The sequence below is a fragment of the Mesorhizobium sp. RIZ17 genome, assembly GCF_051127865.1.
Classification (GTDB): Bacteria; Pseudomonadota; Alphaproteobacteria; order Rhizobiales; family Rhizobiaceae; genus Mesorhizobium; species Mesorhizobium humile.
In genome coordinates this window covers 4647866-4670295 of sequence record NZ_CP147861.1, presented here as the reverse complement: position 1 = coordinate 4670295, position 22430 = coordinate 4647866, and the positions used below count along the sequence as shown (strand labels likewise).

Genomic DNA, 22430 nt, shown 5'->3' with positions numbered 1-22430 from the left:
CCGTCGCCAGTCCGGCTAGCGCATCGCGGCGCGCTGGCGTAAGCATCGGCAATTGTCCGGCCTCCGGATTCGCAGCCGCCAGCAGCCATGTTCGCCCCCGAAGCCTTCGCCGTCACCGCCGCTATGTGCAGCGCGCTGAGCTCCATGTTCCTGAGCGAGCTCAAGGGCCGCGTTCCCCTCCTCCAGCTTGCCCGCTGGCAGATGCTCGCAACCTTCGTGATGACCGGCTCGGTGTCGTTGGCGATCGGCGGCTGGCACACGATCGGACCGAGGGAGTTCTGGCTGCTTGCCGGATCGAGCTTCGCCGGCATCAGCATCGCCAGCACGACCTATTTCGCCACCATCTATTCGGTCGGCCCGCGCATCACGGCGCTGCTGTTCTCGCTCACCTCGCCTTTCGCGCTCGCGCTCGGCTATCTCGTGCTCGGTGAAACCATCAGCCGCTGGCAGGCGCTGGGCGTGGCGCTGGTGCTGGCCGGCATCGTGCTTGCCATCGGCATGCCGCGGCGGTTCCTCAAGCGCGGCGACCTGGCGCCGGCGATGCCGGTCGTCACCCCTTCGACCGTGCCGGTCAGCACCGCGCCCGGGCCGCCGCTCACCGGCCGCATGGGACCAGGCATCGCGCTCGGCGTCACGACGGCGCTCGGCCAGGCGATCGGCACCCTTCTGGCGCGGCCGGCCATGGCCGCCGGCGTCGAACCGTTCAGCGCAATGGCGCTGCGCTCGGGCCTCGCCGTGATCCTGTTCATCGCGCTCGCTGCAACGCCATTCGGCAGGGGCAAGCGGGAAGCCGTCCAGTTCGGTACGGTCGGGCTTGCGGTGCTTTCCGCCTTCGTCGGCACCTCGCTCGGCATGTCCTGCCTGATGGCCGCGCTGCGCACCGGCAATGTCGGCATCATCTCGACGCTGTCCTCGATGACGCCGGTCATCATCCTGCCGATGGTGTGGCTGCGCAGCGGTCAGCGGCCGACCGCAGCCGCCTGGGCCGGCGCGCTGCTCGCGATCGCCGGCACGGCGCTGATCAGCGTTAGGTGAGCTGAGCCGCCACCATTTCGTAAATCCCGCGCCAGCACTCAAAGAGTGCCTGTCTCAGCCATGCGTGTGCCCATGATGATGGCCCGCCGGCTCGGCCATCATGAAGGGCAGGTCCTCGCTGTCGGAACCAGCCGCCAGTTGCAGCCTGGCGCTGAATTCGTGCGGTTCGGCCGGAGCGACCAGGCTTTGCAAATAGTGATGGTCGCCACCGACCGGAGACAGCACCAGGCGCTCGATGCCTCCCGGCCGCTCAATGGCAACGCCGGCCTGCAAGCCCTCGGCGTGACGCGACAGGCGCAGCCGCATGCGCTCGCCCTGCGGCGTGTCGACGATTTCGAGCAGCCCGCTGGCGAGCTTGCCGGACACCAGGAAAGGATCCGGCGCGTGATGGTGGCCGCCCTCCGCCTCCGGCTCGGCAAAGCGCACGATGGCGACGTCGAGCGCGGGAATATGCGCGAAGAGCTCGGCCTTAAGCGAAGCGGCGATGTTGTTCGCAGCGGCAAGCAGCAGCCCGTCATTCACCGCGATCTCCACATCGACGTGCAGCTTGTGGCCGAGCCAGCGGGCCTTGGCGCCGACCACCCTTTCGATCCCGGCGACATGTTCGGCGGCGTGATGAACCTCATCGACAAGACCCGGCTCGACGCCGTCCAGCATGCGCGTCAGCACCGAGCGCGCCGATTGCCAGACGATGCCGAAGATGGCGACGGTGATCAAAAGGCCGACGATCGGGTCCGCCAGCGGATAGCCGAACCAGACACCGAGCGCGCCGGCAACGACGGCGAGGCTGGTGAGCCCGTCGGTGCGGGCGTGATAGCCGTCGGCGATCAAGGCTGCGCTGTTTATCTGACGGCCGACGCGGATGCGGAATACCGCCACCGCCTCGTTACCGAGGAAGCCGATGATGCCGGCCGCGGCAAGCCAGCCCAGGAACTGGACCGGCTGCGGATTGAACAGGCGATTGATCGCCTCGTAACCGGCTACCAGCGCACTGGCCAGGATAATGAGCACGATGACTATGCCGGCAAGGTCCTCGACCCGGCCAAGGCCGTAGGTAAAGGTTCTTGTCGGCTTGCGGCGCGCCAGCACGAAAGCGATCCAGAGCGGGATTGCCGTGGTGGCGTCGCCGACGTTGTGGATGGTGTCGGCGAGCAGCGCCACGCTGCCTGAAAAGACGACAACCGCGATCTGCAGCGCGGCCGTCATGGCCAGGATGACGAACGACCATTTGATCGCCCAGATGCCGCGCTCCGTCGTGGCGATCGTCGCATCGATCACGCCATGTGTATGCCCATGCGGTCCGTGATGGTCATGGCCGTGCCCGCCGTGGTCGTGCCCGCCGTGGTCGTATCTGTGAGCGCCGAAGCCGAACCAGTCCGGAATTTTTCTCCACATCGAATGCCTCACAGATATTTGGTGAGCTGCTTCAGCTCCTTGAGCGCGTCCCTGGTAGGCTCGCCGCCTTCGACAAGGCAATGTTCCATATGGTCGTGGATCAGTTCCCGCTTGGCGTTGCCGACGGCGCTTTCGACGGCGTGAAGCTGTTGCGCGAGGTCGAGGCAGGACCGGCCTTGCTCGAACATGGTGAGCACGGCCGCAAGATGGCCGTGCGCGCGCTTGAGCCGGGCGATGATATCGGGATGAGGGCTGTGTATTGTCATGCCATATCCTATCCTCCAGGGTAGGATATGGCAACGTGCAACCGAGCCCGGCCACTTCGCTTCCTTGATACGTCGCCCGCAATGGCAAGTGTCGGCCGGCTCACGCCGTCGGCAGCGTGGCCCCTGCCCTGTCGCTAGAGCAATTCCAGGAAAAGTGTAAGCGGTCGGGCTCGGCGACTTCGCCGTAGCCTCCCGTCCGGAATTGCGTAAAAACAAAGAGATAGGGCGTTCACCAGTTCCGTGAAACGGTGAAACGCACTATCACGGGCGGCCTGACGGGCAGCGGGCAACGCCGGGGGGCAACGTGGCCTCCGGTACCCATGATGATACCGCTGACTGTGGCCGAGACGGCAAGCATGGATAGCTGATATGATCGGCGTTGCGGCTCGCGCTCTGTGGTTGGGGTTGTTCAATGTCGCTCGCTTACAGACCTGCTCGCGCCGATGACCTGGCCGCGACCGATGCGCTGGTGGTCGCCAGCATCAACGAGCTTACCGTTCGGCACGGCTTTGGCCCGATGGCGGCGACGAGCCCTCCCAACTTCCAGCTGTTTTCGCTCGAGGACGACCCTGGCGGCCTGTGGGTGGCGGAAGCCGGCGGGGACATTGTGGGCTTCGCCTGGAGCTGGGCGTGCGGCGATATCTGGTTCCTCGCCCAGTTGTTCGTCGATCCTGGCCGACAAGGCCACGGCATCGGAAACACGCTGCTGGAACGGACCATGGAGCATGCCCGCAGATCAGGCGCAGCCCACAAGGCGCTTATCACGTTCACCTTCAATCGGGTGTCGCAGGGACTTTACATGCGGCACGGCTTGTTTCCCAAAACGCCGATCTACCTTCTCAGCGCCGCGCGCGAACGCGTGACCAAGGCATTGCCTCAGCCGCGATTGCGCGCCGTCGAAATGGACGGTAGCGCCGCGACGATGAAAAAACTGGTCGAGATCGACGTCTGCGCCCTGGGTGTCTCGCGAGAGAAACATCATCGCTACCTGCGCGCCGATCCTTCGACGACAGGCGTCTTCTTCCTCGCCGGCAGCGATGCTGTCGGCTACGGCTACCTCAGCGCGAGCGGGCATATCGGCCCCCTGGCGGTGACGCGGCCCGATATCCTTCGGGATGCCTTTGCAACGGCGTTGCTGGTAGCGGCGGATCGCTCGGCCGAAAAGGTATCGGCCTTCCTGCCGGGCACATGCCAGAGCGCGCTCGGCCTTGCGGTCGATCAAGGCATGCGCATCACCTTCCCGATGCTGTTGATGGCATCGCCCGGCTTTGGCGACTGGACGCAATATCTGCCGCGAAATCCCGGCTTCATGTGATCGGCCGCCCGCGGCTGTAGGCAGTCGGCGGCAACCAAATGCTTGTTTTGCCGTTTATTTCAGCGGCTGCCGGCACTCGGCGTGGCGCCAGCCGGCTCCGTCGGATGAGACGCCGCACGGGGCGGAAAGGAGGCCGAGATGACACGGCCGGCAGTGGAGATAGGCGACAGGGTGGCTGTCATCGCCACGGTGGTCAAACGCACCGGCGACCGCGTGACGCTGAGGCTCGACGGCGACAGCCATAAATATTCGATGGTCGAGCCCAATGCCAAGGCGGGTGACAAGCTCAGACTCGAGGGTGACGTCGTGCATATCGATGAGGATCTCGGACGCACGACCGTGCAGGTGCTGGGACGGGTGACCGTCGACACCAAGTCGGTCGAGATGGTGACGCGGCGTTGTGACCTCGATCATATCGGCTCCAACGTGCCTGGCCACCCTCGCCCGCGCACCCCGCCGACACCGCATGGGTGAACAGGGATATCGGCCCTTCCCCTCGCGCCCTTCGCGTTCTGGCAAATTCAAGCGCCTAATGGCGCTTGAAATATTGCACTTCGCGTTCGTGCTTTTCCGCAGCTTCGCGCGACTTGAAGGTGCCCAGATTGCGGCGCTTGCCGGTTCTCGGATCGGTTTTGCGCGAATAGAGCCTGTATTCGCCGGATTTCAGCTTACGGATCATGGCGATCTCCTTGTGAACCATGTGAATCATGAACCTAACCCGCCTGGGCCGTCGCGGTTCCAGGCGAGCCGTCCCGTCCGCTTGCGGGCCGGCCGCAAAAAAGCGCCGCTCTCGGTGAACCATTTCACGGACGCAAACGACCCAATGTCGGAATCGACACCGTAACGACACGATTAAGTCGGATTATTTGTATTCAAATGACTTTAGCGACGTTATGCGGATGTCGCTGGAGTGCCGGATCTGAGGAGGGTGAGATGGTTACGGCGAAGCTTCACGGCGTTGAACTCGTCAGGGGCCAGAAGTGGACGGTGCGCGTTACCGCCTACGGCACGACGCTCATCTTTCCATTCGAAGCCGAGCAATATGCGCGCTCCTATGCCGATGGCCAGGCCTTCCGCCTCGGCGTCGAGGTGGTCGAGTTGAAGGATTGCGCCTGAGAGGCCGAGCCATCGACAGCTCAATGGCCTGACGACCCAAGCACCCATATATAAGCGGCATGTCTATCCTTGATGCGGCAAAGCGGCGGGCGCGCAAGATCAAGCGCGATGTGGTTGCGCTCTGGATTGCAGCCCGCGATCCGCGTGTGCCCTGGTATGCAAAAGCCGCCGCGGGCGCCGTCGCTGCCTATGCGCTGAGCCCCATCGATCTTATCCCGGATTTCATCCCGATCATCGGCTACCTGGACGACCTGCTGATCGTGCCTGTCGGCATCATGCTCGCGGTCAAGTTGGTCCCCTCCGATCTGATGCAGGAATTCCGCGAAGAGGCCATGCGGCGCGAGAAGCCGGTGAGCAAGGCCGGGCTCGCCTTCATCATCACGCTTTGGGTGCTGGCGGCGCTGGCGCTCGCCCGGCTGTTCTGGCCCAAGGCTTAGATGCTTCAGCCAGCGTGGCCTCGCATAAGTGAGGAGCACATCAATAGATATACACCTCTAAATTAGCGTCCACTTGTATTTGTTGCAAATCAGGATCATGCTCGTCGAGCGCGTGAAACGACATGCGCAATGGGTGGGGTCAACAAGGGATCAAGCGTGATGGAGTTCGCAGTCTGCTACGACCACAGCGGGTTCGACCTTGCGCGGTCGATCTTTCTCGATGTCACGGCGTTCTTTGCGCTGATGGCGCCATGGGCGATCGCGCGGCTGGTCGAAATATCGCGCGAGGATACCGGGCTGAAGGCGGCCTGAGGCTGAAAGCAGCAAGGGTTCAGCCATCGCGGACGACCTTTCGGATCGACATGTCGCCGAGCAACGCCGAACAGTCGATCTCCTCCTGAAAGTGAGCCTGCGGATCGAGCACCAGCCACGAAGCGTGGGTGCGAAGCTGCTTCAGCCTGGCATTCTTTTGCACGCGTGCCAGACGCTCGGCCTCGGTAACCTGAGAAGGCCTTTCGGCCTTGTGTCGGTCAAGTATCCTCGACATAGCGGCGGAAAACGCGCTTGCCCTGCCTTTCGTTCCGTCGAAAGTGAAGGATCGGATGCTCCATAATAACGCGCCCCCTGTTTGAGGTGACGCGCCAGGATTTTTGCGCGCTACAATGCCCGCACCGCACGCGTATTTGTTTAATTTGCGCCGTCTCTCAAGCAGCATCGAGCGACGGCCAACCGAATCGGCGGTTGGGGTAGCCCGGCTTGCCTTGACGGTAAAAGAGTACGGCTCTTTGACAGACAAGCCGGGCTAAAGCGCCGGCCATTGGGTTTCCTTGGGGGGAGAGCCGGCGCAGGGATAACGTGTCCGTTTCCCGTTGCGCCCGCAATTGTCGCTGAGGTCCTATGCGCCGGCGCAATGGTCCGACCGGCTGGAAGCGTGATGCCGCAGTTCCGGACGGAAGGCTACGGCGAAGACGCCGAACCTATCCGCTCAAACTTTTCCTGGAATTGCTCTACGCCCGGCCGTTCAAGCCTGCGTTAGACGGCTGCCTTTTTGAAGCGCTCTTTTGACGAAAAGCTCGGCGTGCTGCGCCCATTCCGCTTCCCCAACGTCGTTGTCGCGAACGGACTGCCTGAAAGCTTCCCGCAGAGCCTCGAGCTCAAAAACCGACAGCCGCTGGTTTCTTTTTTGCTTTTTTGTGCCGGCGTCCATAACGTTGCCAAGAACCGGGTGAAGCTCATCATGCATACCCATGTATATGCGGTGGCTGTTCGACCCATCAACATCCTGGTCCTGACTTCTTTTGGGGGCAAATTTTGCCGCCGCGTCCGCGTCTTCTGCCGGGCCCGACCTGCCGATGCGAACAGGGTTTGCAAGCCGTCCATCCGACAGGTCCGCCGCTATATGTCTGCACCTACAACGGCCGATAAGAACACCGTCTCGGGCCGAGGCATCGGCGGCGTGGCGCTGTATCTTGCAAGTTATACGTCTTTTGGTATGGACCCGGAGCTCGATTGGTGGTTGTGTTGGCATCGCAAAAACCATTTGTAATTTCAGGTGGCAGCCGGCCCGCGTCTTCTCCGCCAAGAGGAATGACGCGGGCTTTTGCCGCTCGGGAGCGCCACCCTCGCCGCTTGCGAAGCCAAGCGCCTGCCCGTTGGCGAGCGCGCAAGCCGCCCGCCATTAACCTTCCCCCATCGGCACGGACCAAGGTCGGTGTCGCAATTGCCTTCCCTCGCCTATAATCTTGCAAGCGGGTGGGTGAACAGGGCCGATGTTCGGGAGATATTTGAAGCGACTTGCGCGAATCTGGAGCAGGCTTTCGCTGGCCTGGCAGTTCGTGATCGCGGGTGGCATCGGCCTTCTGGCCGTGATGCTGGTGGTTGGACTGTGGGTCACGTCGCAGATCCGTGACGGCGTCATGCACAATGCCGCCGCGACCACCGCGCTCTATGTCGACAGCGTGATCGCGCCGCTGCTGCCTGACATGCGCAAGAGCCAGGAGCTCGACGACACCGTCAAGCGGGCGCTGGACGAGACACTCGGCCAAGGTGCGCTTGGGAAAAGGCTGGTGTCGTTCAAGCTGTGGCGGCGCGACGGCACTATTCTCTACTCGAAGGACGCCAGCATCATCGGCAGGCGGATCACGCCCAACGTCAATCTCGTCGCCGCTTTCGCCGGCAATGTCATGGTCAAATACAACTCCAACAGGCTCGTAGACGAGGAAGACGAGAAAGAACGGTCGATGGGGGTGCCGCTGCTCGAGATCTACAACCCGGTGCGCGAACCCTGGTCGGGCGAGGTCGTGGCCGTGTCTGAATTCTACGAGTTGTCCGGCGATTTCGAGGAATCGTTGCACTCGGCCCTGTTGTGGAGCTGGCTGGTGGTGGCAGGCGCCACGGCGGCGGCGCTTGCCCTGCTCTCTGGCATCGTATTCCGCGGCAGCCGCACCATCGTCACGCAGCAGGCAGCGCTCGAGGCCAAGGTTTCCGAATTACAGGCCGCGCTGGCGCAGAACTCGTCGCTGCGCCAGCGCGTGCAGCGCGCCTCGCGCCGCGCTACCGCCATCAACGAGCGGTATCTGCGGCGCATCGGCGCCGACCTGCATGACGGACCGGCGCAGCTGGTGGCGCTCGCCGCGCTCAGGATGGACAGCCCGGTGCTGGTCGATCCGGCCACGTCGAGCACGCTGCGCGAGGCGGAGATCGCCGGCATACACAAGACGCTCGGCGAAGCGATGCGCGAGATACGCGGCATCTGCAACGGGCTGGTGCTGCCGCAGATCGAGACGCAGGCCGTGACCGACATCCTGCGGCTGGCGGTGAGCGAGCATGAGCGCCGCACTAGCACCAATGTGTTGCTAACTCTGCCTGAGCGCTTGCCGGAACTCGGCACCTCGGAAAAGATCAGCATCTACCGCTTCGTGCAGGAAGGCCTGAACAACGCCTACCGCCACGGCAAGGGCAAGGGCCAGCAGGTCAAGGCCACGACGAAGGGCGGCAAACTCCTGGTCGAGGTGCTGGACACCGGCCCCGGCTTCGACCCGGCCAGAAGCGAGGGCCTTGGGCTTGCGGGCCTGAGGGAACGCATCGAAAGCATCGGCGGACAGTTCGAGACGCTGTCCGGTCCGGGAGGAACAAGACTGGTGATCAGCTTGTCTGTCGAGGAGCAACCGTGAGCACATCCATCCGCATTGCAATAGTCGACGACCACCCCCTGTTTCGCGAGGGTGTGGCGCGCAGCCTCGGCGAGATCGGCGGCTTCGAACTTGTCGGGGAAGGCGCCAGCGCCGAAGACGCCGAAAGGCTGGCGCGCGCCAGCACGCCCGATATTCTCCTGCTCGACATCAGCATGCCGGGCGGCGGCCTCAACGCGCTGGCCGGCATCCTTTCAGCGATGCCCGAGCAGAAGATCGTCATGCTGACGGTTTCGGAGACCAATGCCGACGTCGCCCAGGCGCTGAAGGCCGGCGCACGCGGCTATGTGCTGAAAGGCGTCGGCTCCAAGGCGTTGGCCGAGATCCTGCGCGACGTCGCGAACGGCCAGAGCTACGTATCGCCGAGCCTCTCGGCCAGGCTGCTTTCCGACCTTTTGCAGCCCACTGGCAGCAAGCCCGACCCGCTCAGCCAACTCACTGGACGCGAGGCCGAGATCCTGAAACTGGTGGCGGAGGGGCTGAGCAACAAGGAGGTGGCCGCCCGGCTGTCGCTGCAGGAGAAGACGGTCAAGCATCACATGACCAGGGTGCTGGCCAAGCTCAACGTGCGCAACCGCACCGAGGCGGCGCTGCTGATGCACGAGGCGAGGGAAAGGAATTGAGGGGAATTGGGGAATTGGGGAACTGAAGAATTGAGGAGCTGAGGAACGAGGTTCCCTCTTCAATTCTTCAATTCTTCAATTCTTCAATTCTTCAATTCTTCGATTCCCCAGTTCGTCAGTTCCCCAGTTCTGATCCCTTCACAGATTCAGCAGGCGCGACAGATCCTCCTCCGTCGCCTGCCGCTCGATGATGGTGCGGCCTTGCGCGTCCGTCATCTCGAAACGGCCGTTCTGGACTTGCTCCTTCATGCCGTTGCGATGAACGACGGTGATCTTGTCGCCATCGATGGACAACGTGTCGCCGGTCGCGGCGTTGGTGTAGCTGTTCTTGCCGCCGGGATCGGTATTGCCCTTGCCGCTGTTGTTGCCCGGCCCGGCATTAGGGTTGCCGCCGCCGGCATTGCTGTTGCCGGAATTGCCGCCGGCATTGCTGTTTCCACTGTTGCCGCCATTGCCGGAATTCGAGCCGCCGGCGGAACCCGAATTGCCGCCACTGCCGTTGCCGCCGCTGTTGCCGTTGCCGGCATCGGCCGTGGCGGCGGCAATCCTCGGCGCGCCATCAAAGGTGACGTGCCATGGCGCAAAGGTCAGCGCCAGCGCGCCAAGCACACGCAGCCCGAGCCAAGCAAGCCTGCTGAAGGGGCGGTTTCGCATATCTTCTCTACATTCCGATTCCACCTCGGCATGGCCGAAGTTCCGCTCACGGCGCAGCCAAGGCGGAACCGTTGTCCTGACCCGGGCAGGAATTCACATCCGACGGGGCGACGAAAGCGGCCCACGACCCCTGCCCCGGCCCGTCGGACCATTTCCGGCGCCATCGCTGACCAATGTCGCAGCGGCTAAGCTTTGCCGCGCAAAAAATTACCCCCGCACGAAGGCGGGGGTAAGGTGAGTAGCCAGGTTCTACCGCAAGACGATCAGGACCGTAGAGACGAAGCAAAAGGTGGCAACCTGATTTTGCAGCGCTGACCTTCGGTCCCTTAAGATCTAATCCGGATAAAACCTCGCTCTCACAAACTCTGTCTCACAAATTCTTCAGGCGATTGAGATCGACCGTGGTAGCCATGCGGTCGACGATGGTGCGTCCGTACTTGTCTTCCATCCTGAACCGGCCGTTCTCGATCGTCTCCTTCATTCCATTGCGGTGCGTGACCTGGATGCTATTTCTGGTGGCCTCGACCTTGTCGCCGGTAGCAGCGTTCACATGGCTATCGACATCCCCGGTACTTGTCGCACTGGCGCCGCTCGCGCCGTTGTTGCTCTTGCTATTGTTGCCGTTACCGCTGTTGCCGCCGCTATTGCCGTTACCGCTGTTGCCGTTTCCGCTGTTGCCGCCGCTATTCCCGCCACCGCTCCCGCTGTTGCCGCCGCCGTTCCCGTTTCCACCACCACCGCCATTACCACCGCCACCGCCGCCTTTGCCGGCATAGGCCTTGGTCACAACGAGACCATCGATGGAGAGACTGAAAGGCGTGACGACAAGCACCAACGCAGCCAGCGCCGGCAAGATTAGCCTGCAGCCCACGCGCGATGCGTGCATTCCGTTCTCCCCATGCCAGCCCTTCAGCCCGTCGGCCGAACTACCCCACCGGCAATGTCGCATGGTAAGCATCCCCAATCAGCAAGGCATAAGGAAGTGGCCCACGACCCTTGTCTTGTCCACTCGGACCTATTGCAATTTTGTTATAGGACCTAAGTCTTATTTCAACCACCGGATGCGGTCGCACGTTGCCACCGCAGCGGGGTTTTTCCAAAGCCGACCAATCCCTTAACGACCACGGCATTGCGAGGCCTCAAGGAAACGGCGAAACACCGCACCTCTTGTTTTCAAGCAGTTCCGGACGGAAGGCCACGGCAAGGCGCCGGGCCTGACCGTTCGCCAATTTCCTGGAACCACCGGGTTCGGAAGATGGATTCAGGCCGGCAAAGCCACCGGCCGCCGTGCCGCAACCGCCGTGCCGAAGGCGGCGGCAATGACTGCGGCGATGCCTGCGCATTGCACAAGGTTGAGCTTCTCATGCAGGAACAGGAGGCCGGTCAGCGCGCCGCCCGCCGGCTCCAGGCATACCAGCATGCCATAGACCTTGGCCGGCATGCGGGCCAGCACCAGCATTTCCAGATAGAAGGGCAGAGCGCTTGAAAACAGGCCGACCACGGCGGCGCCCGCCATAATGTGCGGGTCGGCGAGATAGGGCTGAGCGGCGCTGAAGCCGAAAGGCAGCGCCAGCACCGCGGCGATCGCCATGCCATAGGCGGAGGTGCGCACGCCGAGCTCGGCGCCGGCCTTCTGCGCGAAGATGATGTAGAGCCCCCAGCAGGCGCCCGCCGCCAGCGCGAGCGCCACGCCTATCGGATCGAGCCCGCGACTGATGCCGGCAAAAGGCGACAAAAGCACGATGCCGACGACGGCCAGCGCCACCCAGACAAGGTCGAGCAGGCGCCTGGAACCGAGCGTGGCGACGAACAGCGGCCCGGTGAACTCGAGCGCCACGCAAACGCCGAGCGGAATGCGCTGGAGCGCGGCATAGAACAACATGTTCATGGCGCAGACGGTGATGCCGTAGGCGGCGAGCCAGGGTAGGTTCCGGCGCGACGGCAGCACCTTCCAGGGCCTCAGCGCCGCCGCCAGCATCAGCGCGCCGATGGCGAGCCTCAGCATGGTCGTGCCTTCCGGGCCTAGAACCGGGAACAGCCCCTTGGCAAAGGCGGCGCCGACCTGCACGGAGAGCATTGCGCCGAGCAGGCCAAGCACCGGCATGGCGCCGACAGGGGTCTCCGGTTTTGCAATTGGCGTCGACGTCACTTTCTCTCCATCCCCTTGTCCGCGTGTCGCGGGAGATAAAGCCTGGCGGTCGCGCTGTCGTGAGGCACGAGCGGACGGATAGTGGGACAAGGCATCCGTCCGCTGCAGCGCACAAAGCTTTGAAATTCAAGATTCTTTTCGCGGATCCTCGAATAGATTTGCGAGGTACAAAGCCGACAGTTTTGATATTTCCAACGCTCTCGCTCTGGTTGCCGACCAATTTATCAACACCATCAGCGATAAGTGCTTTTCAAAAAATCAGACCAACTGCCCATAAACATATGGGACCATTGGGCATCTCAGCGAATATTTTCACCTGGCAAATATTATCCCCGCCTCTATCCATCACATATTTATTTCAAAGCCATAAGCATTTTGTGTTGCGCTGCAATATGGACCGCGAGAAACCCTTGACGGTTATGCAGTGAAGGATGCCGTTACGTTGACCCCGATGGGCATTCCGCTGAGCCGCAGCGACAGCGTCCCGCACGATGCGCAGCGGAAGCCGCCGATGGCGAACGCGCGCGACATACAGTTGGACGCATTGCGGGCCATTGCTGTGACGCTGGTGCTCTACTCGCATCTCCTCGCCGCCGGCGGCTCGTCCTTCGTCGGCCATCTCGGGGTCAGGCTGTTCTTCGTACTCTCCGGCTTCCTGATCACCCGGCTTTTGCTGGAGGCGCGCGATGCCTCCCTGTTCGAGGTCGGGCCGGCGCTGCGTTCCTTCTATGCCAGACGCATGATCCGGATATTCCCGCCCTATTTCGCGGTGCTGGGGCTCGTGTGGCTCGCCTCGGAGCAATCCAGGCCCTCGCTCGCCTGGCACGCGCTCTACCTCTCGAATTTCTGGTATGCGCGGCACAATGACTGGACGCCCTGGCTGCTCTGCCATTTCTGGAGCCTGAGCATCGAGGAGCAGTTCTACCTGGTCTGGCCGCTGATCGTGCTTCTGGCGCCGCGCAAGCGCCTCGAGGCGATCACCATCGCCGTCATCGCCTTCTCGCTCGCCTACCGGTTCTACTGGCCGATCGCCGCCAACCCAGCGCTCGCTCGCGACCTGCTGCCGCCGGCCTCGATGGATGCGCTTGGCTGCGGCGCGCTGCTTGCCGTCCGCCGCGCCAGGGGCGCGGATGCGCCGAAGTGGATGCGGCTCGGCTGGCCGGTCTTGGCCGCGATGTTCCTGTTCGTCGTCTGGTCCGATCCTGGGCCAGCGAATTCCGCCTGGGAGTGGCCACGCTGGACGCTGGTGCAGGTGCTGCCGCTGGTACCGATGCTGGCTATCGTCGCCGCGTGCTCGAACGGCCTGCGCGGCACGCTGGGCCGGCTGGCCGAGTTCCCCCCGCTGCTAGCGCTTGGCCGCATCAGCTACGGCGTATACCTCTATCATTCGATCCTTCTCGCCTTGACCGTCAGGGCACAGTCATGGATCCCGGTCGACGTCTCGGAGCAGGGGCCGGGGCGGTTCATTGTCGCGGGCACCGCCACGCTGGTCGTCGCCTCGCTCTCCTGGGTGTTCTTCGAAAAGCCACTCAACGGTCTCAAGCGCTATTTTCCCTATGTCGCGCCCTCGCGTCGGCGCGGCGCGAGCGAGACGCGCGGGTTCGGCACCGCCCCGGCACTCGACCTGCGGCCGACGGACCGGGGCCGACCATGACCGCAGCGCCCCTCATCTCCGTGCTTTTGCCGGTCTACAATGCCGAGCCCTACGTGGCCGCCGCGATGCAGTCGATCCTGCGGCAGGACTACGACCGGATCGAACTTATCGCCATCGACGACGGATCGACCGACAGGTCGCTGGAGATCCTCGAACGTTGCCGCAGGGACGACAGCCGCGTTTCCATCATCTCACGCGAGAACCGCGGCCTCGTCGCCAGCCTCAACGAGGGACTGGCGGTCGCGCAGGGCGAGCTCGTCGCGCGCATGGACGCCGATGACTTCGCCTATCCCTGGCGGCTGTCGCGTCAGGCGGCGCTGTTTGCGGCGCGGCCGGAGCTCGGCTTCTGCGGCGCGCTCGTGGATACGCTGCTGCACGGCCGCATCGCCCCGGGCCGGCTGGATCCGGTGTTCCGCCTCGGTCTGCCCGTGCTGTCGAAATTCTTCACCATCTTCATGCACCCGACAGTGGTCTACAACCGCAAGGTCATCGCCGAGGTCGATCTCCACTACGACCAGCTCTATCGGCATGCCGAGGATTTCGACCTCTTCCGGCGGCTGGCCGAGCGCTATCCGGCGGCGCTGATGCCCGAGAGCCTGCTGGTCTACCGCGTCCATCCCGGCAGCGTGACCAGCATGCACGGCAAGGAGATGCGGCGCACGCATCTCAAGATTGTCGGCGAGAATCTCGAGAGCGAGGGGCTGACGGAAGACGGCCGGAGCCTATGCGCCATCGGCGAGAAGGTCACCTTCGACACCGTGGCCCGGGCAGCCGCTTTCATTCGTGCCCTGGAGGAGCGGATCGCCGCCCTTCCCGATACAACGAGGCCGGGCTTCGAGGCCGGCGCGCTCAACCTGTTCTATTTCCTCTACCAACTCGTCAACGACGAGGAGCAGCCGGCGCTGTCGCATGAATTGCTGACGCTGACGGGGAAATGGAACGCCATCCGCCGCCGCGAGAAATATGCGCTCAGCCCCGGCGTCCGGGCGCCCTGGCTGAGCCAGGCCTCGATGTGGGCGGGCAAGCGCGCCGATTGGGTGGCCTACCGCTTCAAATCCGCGCCGGAGGCGTCGGTGCTCGCACCCTACAGGACGGGGACGGCATGAGAACGGGCGTCCTGCAACGTCTTGACGCCGAGGCCTCGCCATGAGCGATCAGCGTCACCCGCTGCTTCGGCATCTTCGCCCCGCCCTGCCCGTCCCTTCCTGGCCGGGGCAGCGGCCTCAGGTCTCCTTCATTGTGTGCTCGCGCGACCGCCTCGCGGTGCTGCAAGCCTGCATCGACTCGATCCGCGCCGCCTGCCGGGCGCATCCGGCCTTCGCGGCCGAACTGGTGGTGGTCGACAATGGCTCGTGCGATGGCACGGCCGAGTACATTTCGGCGGCCGCCGCGACCTCCGACATCGCGCTGACGGCAGTCTCGGAGCCGCGGCCCGGGCTGGCGGCAGCGCGCAATGCGGGGCTGGCGCGGGCACGCGGGCAGGTGCTGGTGTTCGTCGACGACGACTGCCGGCTCGACGGCAACTACCTCGTCGACCTGGAACGGCACTATGCGAACGGCGAGAAATGGCTGATCCGCGGCGGCCGCGTCGAGATCGGCGACGCGCGCGACCTGCCCTTCACCATCAAGCGCTGCGACAAACGCGAGCGACTGACGCCCGCCGTCCATCCGGGCGGCTTCGTGCTGGGCTGCAATATGACCATGCACCGCGAGGTCGCCGCCTTGATCGGTCCCTTCGACGAGCGCTTTGGCGCCGGCGGGGCGTTGCGCTCGGCCGAGGACACGGACTATCTGGTGCGTGCCATGCTTGCCGGCGTGGCAGTGGAGTACGTGCCCGATATGACGATCTTCCACCATCATGGCCGGCGCGACCGCGAAGCGATCGACCGGCTGCACCGCGACTATCATTTCGGCAACGGCGCGCTCTGCCTCAAGCACATCGGCCACGCGCCTTGGCTGCTGCGACATTTCTACTGGGCCGCACGCGCCGCTCTGCGCGAGCTTGCCGGCGGCCCGAGGTTCGATAGCGATCTCAGGCTATCGCATTGGCCCATCGTTCTGATGAACCTCGCGGGCGCGGCGAAATTCGCGTTTCTGGTGCTGGCCAGGCGGCCGCCGCGACACGCGCGGTGCGCCCAGGAAACGCCCGAGGCCAGCGCGGAGGCCGGCGCGCGATGAGCGAGCGCCCGACACTGTCGATGCTGCGCCAGGCGCTCGGCCGCCGGCAGCTCGGCCTGCTGCCGATCGTCGTCGCGCTCGGGCTGGCGAGCGCGGCGCTGGAAGGGTTCGGCATCGGGCTGATCATCCCTTTGCTCGGCATCATCATGGGGCATGGCGACACCGCCGGCATGGCGGGCTTCTCGGCCCTGTTGCAGAAGGTCGGCGCAGGGCTTGGCGAGCGCGAGCGGCTGATCGCCATCGCGGCCGCGATCCTCGGCTCGATCCTGCTCAAGAACCTGCTCGCCTTCGCCAATTCGGTGCTCACCGCCCATATCTACGGCAAGGCCAGCCAGGCGATCCGCGGCGCGCTCGCCGGGCGGTTGCTCGAGGTCGGCTATACGTTCTTCCTGAGGGAGAGCCCCGGGCGGCTGCTCAACATCATCTCCAGCGAATCCTGGCGGGCGTCGGACGCCATCCAGGCGATGCTGGGCTCGATCGTCAGCGCCTCGGCGGCGCTCATCCTGCTCGTCTTCCTGATGCTGCTCTCCTGGCAGATGACGCTGCTGGTGATGCTCGGGCTGGCTCTGGTGCAGATGGCGCATATGGCGCTGTCGGCGCATCTGAGGAAGCCGAGCCGAAGCGTTGCCGCGCGCAACAGCGCCTTGGCCTCGCGGATGCTGCATCTGGTGCATGCCGGCCGACTGATCCGCATCTTCGGCCAGGAAGCGCGCGAGAAGGCGGCATTCGAGACGGCGTCGGACAGCGTGCGCCGGGCGGCCTTCCAGCTTGCCAACCGCCAGGGCGCGCTGGGACCGCTTACCGAAGTGCTGCACGCCATGCTGTTCCTGGCGGTCGTGATCGGCGCCTGGCTCGCGGGCCTGAGCTTCCCGCTGGTGGCCGCCTTCCTCATCCTGCTCTACCGGCTGCAGCCGCATGTGCGGGCGCTGCAGATGACGTGGAGCCAGTTGCAGGGGCTTTCCGGCTCGCTGGAAGAGGTGACCTGGCTGCTCGACCCGACGGACAAGCCGGCTCCTCCGCAAGGCAGCCGAGGCTTCGCCGCCTTGAGCGAAAAAATCGCCTTCGAGGGTGTGAGCTTCAGCTATGCCAATGAGGAGCAGCGCGCGGCGGTGCTGCATGCCGCAAGCTTCGACATCCGAAGCGGTCGCTCGACGGCGCTGATCGGCCGCTCCGGCGCCGGCAAGACCACCATCGTCAACCTGCTCTGCCGCTTCGTCGACCCGGACGAGGGCCGGATCCTCGTCGACGGCACGGCGCTCGGCGAGATCGACCCGGTCGCATGGCGGGCGCATATCGCCCTGGCCAGCCAGGAGCTGGAACTGGTGGACGGCACCATTCTCGACAACATCACCTACGGCAAGGACATGGCTAGCATGGAACAGGCGCGGCGCGCCGCCGAGCTTGCCGAGGCGCATGAATTCATCGAGAGGCTGCCGCAAGGCTACCAGACGGTCGTCGGCTATCGCGGCGTCAACCTGTCGGCCGGACAAAGGCAGCGCATCGCGCTCGCCCGCGCGCTGGTGCGCGATCCCGACATCCTGATCCTCGACGAGGCGACCAACGCGGTGGACGGGCTGTCGGAAGCGGCGATCGTGGAAACGCTGAAATCGCGCGCCGGCCGCCGCACGACGATCGTCATCAGCCACCACCACTCAACGATCTCGTTCTGCGACGATCTGGTGATCCTGGAGCATGGACGGGTGAAGAAGCAGGCGCCGTTCGCGGACCTGGCGGCGCGCAGCATGGATGAGCTGTACCGGCCGGAGTGAGGGGCGTGCGGGACGGCGGCGCTTCAAGCGTGCATGGCAGCTTGGCGCATGCATTTCTTATGCCGCGCTGGTCGACCCCCACTCCGTCTCGGCTTCGCCGAGCCACCTCTCCCCCGATCGACGGGGTAGAGGAAAGGCGCCAAGCTTTTTGTCGTCAACGCTCCGTCCAGCAACGCCCCCTTCCTTTCCCTCCGGAGGGGGGAAAGGTGGCGCTGCGAAGCAGCGACGGATTGGGGGAACCACGTGGCAATCAACCCTTCGGCCAACCAGTCACGCCAGTCACGGAAACGCGCCGGCCCTGGAAAGCAATCGGAGAAAACCCGCCAACGTCGTAGGTCCCCTCTCCGCCCCGCTGCGCGGGGCACCTCTCCCCCGCCTTTGGCGAGGGCGAGGAACCCAAGTCCTACCCCGCCATGGCGAGCGGCGCGGCGTTTTTGTTGGGGATCTGGATGTCGATCTCCAGCGTCGACATCGTCGCGCCGCGGTCCATTGAGACCTGGAGATAGTCCTGGTCGATCTGCACATGCTTGGCGATGACCGCCATGATCTCCTCGCGCAGGATGGAGACGAGATCCGGCTGGCCGCGGCTCTGGCGCTCATAGGCGAGCAGCAGCTGCAGCCGCTCGCGCGCCACCGGCGCGCTGGTGCGCCGCTTGAAGAGGTCGAGGATGCTCATGCGGCCCTCCTTCCGAGAAGCCGGTCGAGGAAGCCTTTGCGTTCGAAGGGGACGACCACCGGCAGGTCCTCGCCTTCCAGGCGTCTTGCCGCTTCGAGGTAAGCCTTTGCGGCACCATTGAGCGGTTCCGAGAGCGTGACGGGCGAGCCGAGATTGGAGGCCCGCAGCACATCCTGGCTTTCCGGGATGATGCCGAGCAGCGGCGTGGAGAGTATCTCCAGCACGTCGTCAATCGACAGCATCTCGCCGCGCGAGGCGCGCGCCGCGTCATAGCGGGTGACCAGCACGTGTTTTTGCACCAGCTCGCCCTGCTCCGCCTTCATGGTGCGGGCGTCGAGCAGGCCGATGATGCGGTCGGAGTCGCGCACCGACGACACTTCCGGGTTGGTGACGATGACCGCCTCGTCGGCGAAGCGCATGGCGAGCTGGGCGCCGCGCTCGATGCCGGCCGGGCTGTCGCAGAAGACATAGTCGAACACCGAACGCAGCCGGGCGATGACCTCGGCCACACCCTCCTCGGTCAGCGCGTCCTTGTCGCGCGTCTGCGAGGCCGGCAGCAGGTAAAGCGTCTCCAGCCGCTTGTCGCGGATCAGCGCCTGCGACAGCTTCGCCGTGCCCTGGATGACGTTGACGAGGTCGAACACCACGCGGCGTTCCGCGCCCATGATGAGGTCGAGGTTCCTCAGGCCGACGTCGAAATCGACCAGCGCCACCTTCTTGCCGGTCTTGGCCACGGCAGCGCCGAGCGCGGCCGTCGAGGTTGTCTTGCCGACGCCCCCCTTGCCCGAAGTGACCACGACTACCTTGCCCATATATCCAGCCTCCATTGGCGGTTTTTATTCTCTGGCCGTGCCGGGCACGGCGGGATTCTTTGTCAGCCTCGCACGCGAAACCGGTCCGAAGCTTGCGACGCAAAACTCAGCCGAGCGGCACCACGCACAGCGCATCATTGTCGAGGAAGGCTTGCACGGCCTTGCCGCGCGAGACGCCCTCCATCTCCTCGGCCGTGGTGTACCAGCCGTCGACGGCGAGCAGCTCGGCCTCGTTCTTGCGGCAGAAGATGCGCGCCGAAATATTGCCTTCCGAGCCGGCGATCGCGCGGCCACGCAGCGTGCCATAGACATGGATCGAGCCGCCGGCGACGATCTCCGAGCCGGATGCGACCGAGCCCAGCACGATCACGTCGCCATGCGGATGGAAGACCGACTGCCCGGAGCGGATCGGCGCCTTGATCATCAGCGTGCCGGCGGAAGGCGCCGGGACCGCGCCCTGCCCTTGCTTTTCCGGTTCGGCCTGTCCGGGCCTTTCCGGTTCGGTTAGGGCCGGCTCGATCCTGACCGCTTCCAGCCTTGCCAGTTCGGGGTCCACCGGCTCATCGCCGGTGGCCTGCAGAACCTCGGCAGGCGCCGCCGCCTGGATAGCTTCTTGGGCCACCTCAGCCCGCTCCTCGGCGACGGCCATTTCCAGCTCTTCCGCCCGCGCCTTGCGTGCGGCCCGGCCCAGCAGCCCCTCGGCGGTCGCCTCCTTGGCCCCGGCGAGCAACGGCGGCAATTCAGGCCCGAGCTCGGCGCCCTCAAGCTCGACGGCATAGACGCGGATGCCGCGCGAGCCGAGCACGCCGACAAGCGCTCCAATCTCCTCCGGCCCCGGCTGCAGGACGTTTAGATCCAGCACCACCGGGCGCCCGTTGAAATAGCCAGGCGAGTTGGCGATCCAGTGATCCAACCCCTCCAGCCAGTCGGCGATCGGCGCCTCCGGCGTCAGCGTGAAAGCGACGAATGAGCGGGCGCGAAAGCGGATCGATTTGTTGTGCAAAGGGGCGGCGAAGGTCACGTCCAAGCGAATCCTTACTCAATGGTTAAAGGGTGCCGGGCGAATGGTTAACAAAAGGTTAATTTTGGGGATTGGAGCCGTTAACGGCTGACGCGGCTAACTTCTGTGGCGGCGCGGTCACAGCGCCCGCCTCCACCCGCGATCCGCCGAGGACCTGAGGGCCGGACAGCGCAAGCATGTGAAACGGCTAATATACGAAGCGGTGCGCGCGGACCATCCTCTTGCCCGGGACTTTCCATACTTTCGGACAAGGAGACGGGCAATGGGCATCGATCGGGAAGACAGCAAGCGTGCAGGCAAGGCAATTGCAACAATGGCCGCGCTGATGCTGCTTGCCGGGTGCATGACGCACCAGCCGAGGGGCATAGACGCATACCAGACGAGCGGCATCGACCAATGGCTGGCGACGGCCGACGCCGACAAGGTCGTCAATGCGATGAGCGCGAAAGGCCTGATGCCGGCGACCATCGACTGTCGTTTCGCCGACACCACGCCGGGACAGGTGGCCTACTTGTCGAAATTCACCTGGAGGCGCGCGCCGGCCAACACACGCTACCACTGGGAGATCGGCGATCCGACCTACCTCGCCAGCGATGAAGTGAAGGCCAACAGGGTTGGGCTGCGGCGGGTGTTCGCGAAAGCGACGCGGGACGCGGCTACGGGGCAGAAGGTGGGATGCTCGATCTGGGCGGGTTAGGAATTAGGGAACCGAATTGCCGATGCGATCGAACCTCTGAAGAGGTCGCAGTGGACGGCTAGGTACCGGCGTCAGGGCTCGGAATCGCCAACGAAACGGCGCGACTAATTTTGTCGCGGGCCGCATCGCAATTTTCAGCATCTGCTTCGCGCATTCAATTCCAGGCGCACCCTGAGAGACGCTGCTATGATTTCCCGACTTTAAGCGCCTTCGCCTGTCTAACGAGAGACGGCCAATTCAAGCCAACACGATAGACGAGCTCAAGCGCTTGAGCCTCGGTAATACCCGTCTGCTTCATCAGCCGCTTGACAATCTCGTCAAGCGGCTGACCGTAATCGTTCGCCATAAGGCACCCCTTGATACTCAACGGCTCTCATTTTCAGCAGTTCCACTGGCCACACAGGAAACAAAGGCGCTTGCTATGTTGCGCGCCCCGGCCTAAGCGCAGTGATGGCAAATGAAAAATTCGACCAGCCGGTAACGATCATCGCTGATCCGGCCGGCGGACAGGAGGCAATCGGCGATGCGGCCGCCTGCCTGGACTTCCTGCTGCGACGATGGCGCGGCAAGCGAAGCGATAAGCACCGTGCAGCCATTCAGGCCTGCACAGATACAAACAGCGGACGCCGACCAGCTTCATTTGCGCGCAAGGCATTCATTGCCGCAGCCCGCGAGGCGGCCATTCTTGTGACGCCTTAAAGCAGCTCGCGTGAAAATGGATTCACGCTACCTGCTTTAAGTTTTTGATTTTAAGCATGTCTTTGTCCCGAAACCGGGCCCCACTTTCGGGAGACATGCTTTAAGGCTGTTCGCGTGCTCTGAAATTCCTACTTTCGATGTCGATGATCTCGCCGCAATTTTCGCACTCCATCTGGGTGTGAGCACGGATCCAGCCCACGCGCGTTTTCGCCTGGTGCCGACACCGAGGGCATTCCACATCGATTTCGAAGTGATCCGACTCTCGTTTTGTCATTTTCGGTTCCAAGGCCGGCCGGCCTAACGCGACGTTATCCGCTATCAGTGCTCTGCTCCCGCTCGCTTTGCCGCTCCGCTACCTTCTCTTTCGCCACTTTGGCCGCGAGCTTCGCCTCCTTCTTTGCCGCCTTCGCCTTGTCGCGTTGACTGCGCTCGTATCGATAGTTGGGCTTTATCGCCATGGTATTTCTCCCGGGTTAGGGCATGAACGCCTTGGGATTGGACATGCCTAGGACCGGGAAGGCCAGCTCCCGAGACACTTGTCGGTGGCCGTACGTCAAATCAGGCGATTGCGTTCTGCGATCTGGCGTGCCCGCCGCACAGTGCCGTCGGTGTCAGCGAGCTTGCGCCTTGCTGCTTCGTCCTTCCTGATCGTCAGCCGTGCGGACATGATGCTTGACGGCCTGACGCTCGGCTTCATCGCGGCCGGCGGCGACTCGGGAGTTTTCATGGAACGCATCAGCATT

Annotated in this window: 28 protein-coding genes; 15 read left to right on the top strand and 13 right to left on the bottom strand. The window is 64.0% G+C overall.

What is annotated here, in order from left to right; genetic code table 11:
• The first annotated feature begins 87 nt into the window (after positions 1 to 87).
• Positions 88 to 1035 carry an EamA family transporter gene (locus WDX12_RS22445; protein ID WP_434722054.1) on the top strand — a complete coding sequence of 316 codons (948 nt, stop codon included), beginning with the start codon at positions 88 to 90 and terminating at the stop codon, positions 1033 to 1035.
• A 54-nt stretch (positions 1036 to 1089) separates the two neighbouring features.
• Here the strand turns inward: WDX12_RS22445 and WDX12_RS22440 are convergent, their stop codons facing one another.
• Together WDX12_RS22440 and WDX12_RS22435 are read right to left on the bottom strand one after the other, a co-directional pair.
• A complete protein-coding gene (locus WDX12_RS22440) occupies positions 1090 to 2430 on the bottom strand; it encodes a cation diffusion facilitator family transporter (RefSeq protein ID WP_434722053.1) in 1341 nt (446 codons plus the stop codon).
• 8 nt (positions 2431 to 2438) lie between these two features.
• A complete protein-coding gene (locus WDX12_RS22435; protein ID WP_320296169.1) occupies positions 2439 to 2696 on the bottom strand; it encodes a metal-sensing transcriptional repressor in 258 nt (85 codons plus the stop codon).
• A gap of 379 nt (positions 2697 to 3075) precedes the next feature.
• Here WDX12_RS22435 and WDX12_RS22430 point away from each other — a divergent pair, with 379 nt between their 5' ends.
• Both WDX12_RS22430 and WDX12_RS22425 read left to right on the top strand, forming a co-directional pair.
• The gene (locus WDX12_RS22430) at positions 3076 to 4011 is read left to right on the top strand and encodes a GNAT family N-acetyltransferase (RefSeq protein ID WP_434722052.1); all 936 of its coding nucleotides are present in this window, start codon (positions 3076 to 3078) and stop codon (positions 4009 to 4011) included.
• Positions 4012 to 4149: 138 nt separating this feature from the next.
• Positions 4150 to 4485, top strand: a complete 336-nt coding sequence (locus tag WDX12_RS22425; RefSeq protein ID WP_320296171.1) for a hypothetical protein — start codon at positions 4150 to 4152, stop codon at positions 4483 to 4485.
• Positions 4486 to 4540: 55 nt separating this feature from the next.
• On the opposite strand, the gene WDX12_RS22420 is transcribed toward WDX12_RS22425, so the two are convergent.
• Complete coding sequence (locus WDX12_RS22420; protein ID WP_140831573.1) at positions 4541 to 4690, bottom strand: hypothetical protein; 150 nt, start codon at positions 4688 to 4690, stop codon at positions 4541 to 4543.
• 254 nt (positions 4691 to 4944) lie between these two features.
• On the opposite strand from WDX12_RS22420, the gene WDX12_RS22415 reads away from it, so the two are divergent.
• From WDX12_RS22415 to WDX12_RS22405, 3 genes are all read left to right on the top strand, one after another.
• Positions 4945 to 5127 carry a hypothetical protein gene (locus WDX12_RS22415; protein WP_036258067.1) on the top strand — a complete coding sequence of 61 codons (183 nt, stop codon included), beginning with the start codon at positions 4945 to 4947 and terminating at the stop codon, positions 5125 to 5127.
• Between the two features lie 59 nt (positions 5128 to 5186).
• Positions 5187 to 5564: a YkvA family protein gene (locus WDX12_RS22410; RefSeq protein ID WP_320296172.1), complete on the top strand. Its 378-nt coding sequence runs from the start codon at positions 5187 to 5189 to the stop codon at positions 5562 to 5564.
• A gap of 156 nt (positions 5565 to 5720) precedes the next feature.
• Positions 5721 to 5876, top strand: a complete 156-nt coding sequence (locus WDX12_RS22405; RefSeq protein WP_434722051.1) for a hypothetical protein — start codon at positions 5721 to 5723, stop codon at positions 5874 to 5876.
• A 19-nt stretch (positions 5877 to 5895) separates the two neighbouring features.
• Here WDX12_RS22405 and WDX12_RS22400 read toward each other — a convergent pair whose 3' ends face one another.
• On the bottom strand, positions 5896 to 6279 hold the full coding sequence (locus WDX12_RS22400; protein WP_434722050.1) for a hypothetical protein: 384 nt from the start codon (positions 6277 to 6279) through the stop codon (positions 5896 to 5898).
• 333 nt (positions 6280 to 6612) lie between these two features.
• Here WDX12_RS22400 and WDX12_RS22395 point away from each other — a divergent pair, with 333 nt between their 5' ends.
• From WDX12_RS22395 to WDX12_RS22385, 3 genes are all read left to right on the top strand, one after another.
• Positions 6613 to 7110, top strand: a complete 498-nt coding sequence (locus WDX12_RS22395; RefSeq protein WP_434722049.1) for a hypothetical protein — start codon at positions 6613 to 6615, stop codon at positions 7108 to 7110.
• 223 nt (positions 7111 to 7333) lie between these two features.
• On the top strand, positions 7334 to 8737 hold the full coding sequence (locus WDX12_RS22390; protein WP_434722048.1) for a sensor histidine kinase: 1404 nt from the start codon (positions 7334 to 7336) through the stop codon (positions 8735 to 8737).
• Positions 8734 to 9378 carry a response regulator gene (locus WDX12_RS22385; RefSeq protein WP_434722047.1) on the top strand — a complete coding sequence of 215 codons (645 nt, stop codon included), beginning with the start codon at positions 8734 to 8736 and terminating at the stop codon, positions 9376 to 9378. Before WDX12_RS22390 ends, WDX12_RS22385 begins: the two co-directional genes overlap by 4 nt.
• Positions 9379 to 9516: 138 nt before the next feature.
• On the opposite strand, the gene WDX12_RS22380 is transcribed toward WDX12_RS22385, so the two are convergent.
• The 3 genes from WDX12_RS22380 to WDX12_RS22370 all read right to left on the bottom strand — a co-directional run bounded on the left by WDX12_RS22380 (position 9517) and on the right by WDX12_RS22370 (position 12181).
• The gene (locus tag WDX12_RS22380; RefSeq protein WP_320296178.1) at positions 9517 to 10032 is read right to left on the bottom strand and encodes a hypothetical protein; all 516 of its coding nucleotides are present in this window, start codon (positions 10030 to 10032) and stop codon (positions 9517 to 9519) included.
• Positions 10033 to 10402: 370 nt separating this feature from the next.
• On the bottom strand, positions 10403 to 10918 hold the full coding sequence (locus WDX12_RS22375; protein WP_434722046.1) for a hypothetical protein: 516 nt from the start codon (positions 10916 to 10918) through the stop codon (positions 10403 to 10405).
• A 375-nt stretch (positions 10919 to 11293) separates the two neighbouring features.
• Positions 11294 to 12181: an EamA family transporter gene (locus tag WDX12_RS22370; RefSeq protein ID WP_434722045.1), complete on the bottom strand. Its 888-nt coding sequence runs from the start codon at positions 12179 to 12181 to the stop codon at positions 11294 to 11296.
• Positions 12182 to 12692: 511 nt separating this feature from the next.
• On the opposite strand from WDX12_RS22370, the gene WDX12_RS22365 reads away from it, so the two are divergent.
• From WDX12_RS22365 to WDX12_RS22350, 4 genes are read left to right on the top strand one after another with little or no spacing between them, the layout of a single operon-like run.
• On the top strand, positions 12693 to 13835 hold the full coding sequence (locus tag WDX12_RS22365) for an acyltransferase family protein (protein WP_434722044.1): 1143 nt from the start codon (positions 12693 to 12695) through the stop codon (positions 13833 to 13835).
• The gene (locus WDX12_RS22360) at positions 13832 to 14941 is read left to right on the top strand and encodes a glycosyltransferase family 2 protein (protein ID WP_434722043.1); all 1110 of its coding nucleotides are present in this window, start codon (positions 13832 to 13834) and stop codon (positions 14939 to 14941) included. The genes WDX12_RS22365 and WDX12_RS22360 overlap by 4 nt, the downstream gene beginning before the upstream one ends.
• Before the next feature lie 40 nt (positions 14942 to 14981).
• On the top strand, positions 14982 to 16013 hold the full coding sequence (locus WDX12_RS22355; protein WP_434722042.1) for a glycosyltransferase family 2 protein: 1032 nt from the start codon (positions 14982 to 14984) through the stop codon (positions 16011 to 16013).
• Positions 16010 to 17782 carry an ABC transporter ATP-binding protein gene (locus tag WDX12_RS22350; protein ID WP_434722041.1) on the top strand — a complete coding sequence of 591 codons (1773 nt, stop codon included), beginning with the start codon at positions 16010 to 16012 and terminating at the stop codon, positions 17780 to 17782. The genes WDX12_RS22355 and WDX12_RS22350 overlap by 4 nt, the downstream gene beginning before the upstream one ends.
• 403 nt (positions 17783 to 18185) lie before the next feature.
• Here WDX12_RS22350 and minE read toward each other — a convergent pair whose 3' ends face one another.
• The 3 genes from minE to minC all read right to left on the bottom strand — a co-directional run bounded on the left by minE (position 18186) and on the right by minC (position 20291).
• On the bottom strand, positions 18186 to 18458 hold the full coding sequence (minE, locus tag WDX12_RS22345) for a cell division topological specificity factor MinE (protein ID WP_095824629.1): 273 nt from the start codon (positions 18456 to 18458) through the stop codon (positions 18186 to 18188).
• The gene (gene minD / locus WDX12_RS22340) at positions 18455 to 19270 is read right to left on the bottom strand and encodes a septum site-determining protein MinD (protein ID WP_042638294.1); all 816 of its coding nucleotides are present in this window, start codon (positions 19268 to 19270) and stop codon (positions 18455 to 18457) included. The genes minE and minD overlap by 4 nt, the downstream gene beginning before the upstream one ends.
• Positions 19271 to 19376: 106 nt before the next feature.
• The gene (gene minC, locus WDX12_RS22335; RefSeq protein WP_434722040.1) at positions 19377 to 20291 is read right to left on the bottom strand and encodes a septum site-determining protein MinC; all 915 of its coding nucleotides are present in this window, start codon (positions 20289 to 20291) and stop codon (positions 19377 to 19379) included.
• Positions 20292 to 20553: 262 nt separating this feature from the next.
• Here minC and WDX12_RS22330 point away from each other — a divergent pair, with 262 nt between their 5' ends.
• Positions 20554 to 20988 carry a hypothetical protein gene (locus tag WDX12_RS22330; protein WP_320296186.1) on the top strand — a complete coding sequence of 145 codons (435 nt, stop codon included), beginning with the start codon at positions 20554 to 20556 and terminating at the stop codon, positions 20986 to 20988.
• A 184-nt stretch (positions 20989 to 21172) separates the two neighbouring features.
• On the opposite strand, the gene WDX12_RS22325 is transcribed toward WDX12_RS22330, so the two are convergent.
• Complete coding sequence (locus WDX12_RS22325; protein WP_434722039.1) at positions 21173 to 21334, bottom strand: hypothetical protein; 162 nt, start codon at positions 21332 to 21334, stop codon at positions 21173 to 21175.
• A gap of 104 nt (positions 21335 to 21438) precedes the next feature.
• Here WDX12_RS22325 and WDX12_RS22320 point away from each other — a divergent pair, with 104 nt between their 5' ends.
• A complete protein-coding gene (locus tag WDX12_RS22320; protein WP_320296187.1) occupies positions 21439 to 21687 on the top strand; it encodes a DUF982 domain-containing protein in 249 nt (82 codons plus the stop codon).
• Positions 21688 to 21995: 308 nt separating this feature from the next.
• Here the strand turns inward: WDX12_RS22320 and WDX12_RS22315 are convergent, their stop codons facing one another.
• Positions 21996 to 22145, bottom strand: coding sequence for a hypothetical protein (locus tag WDX12_RS22315; RefSeq protein WP_320296188.1), 150 nt, complete (start codon positions 22143 to 22145; stop codon positions 21996 to 21998).
• A 95-nt stretch (positions 22146 to 22240) separates the two neighbouring features.
• Positions 22241 to 22429, bottom strand: a complete 189-nt coding sequence (locus WDX12_RS22310) for a hypothetical protein (protein WP_434722038.1) — start codon at positions 22427 to 22429, stop codon at positions 22241 to 22243.
• Position 22430 lies beyond the last annotated feature (1 nt).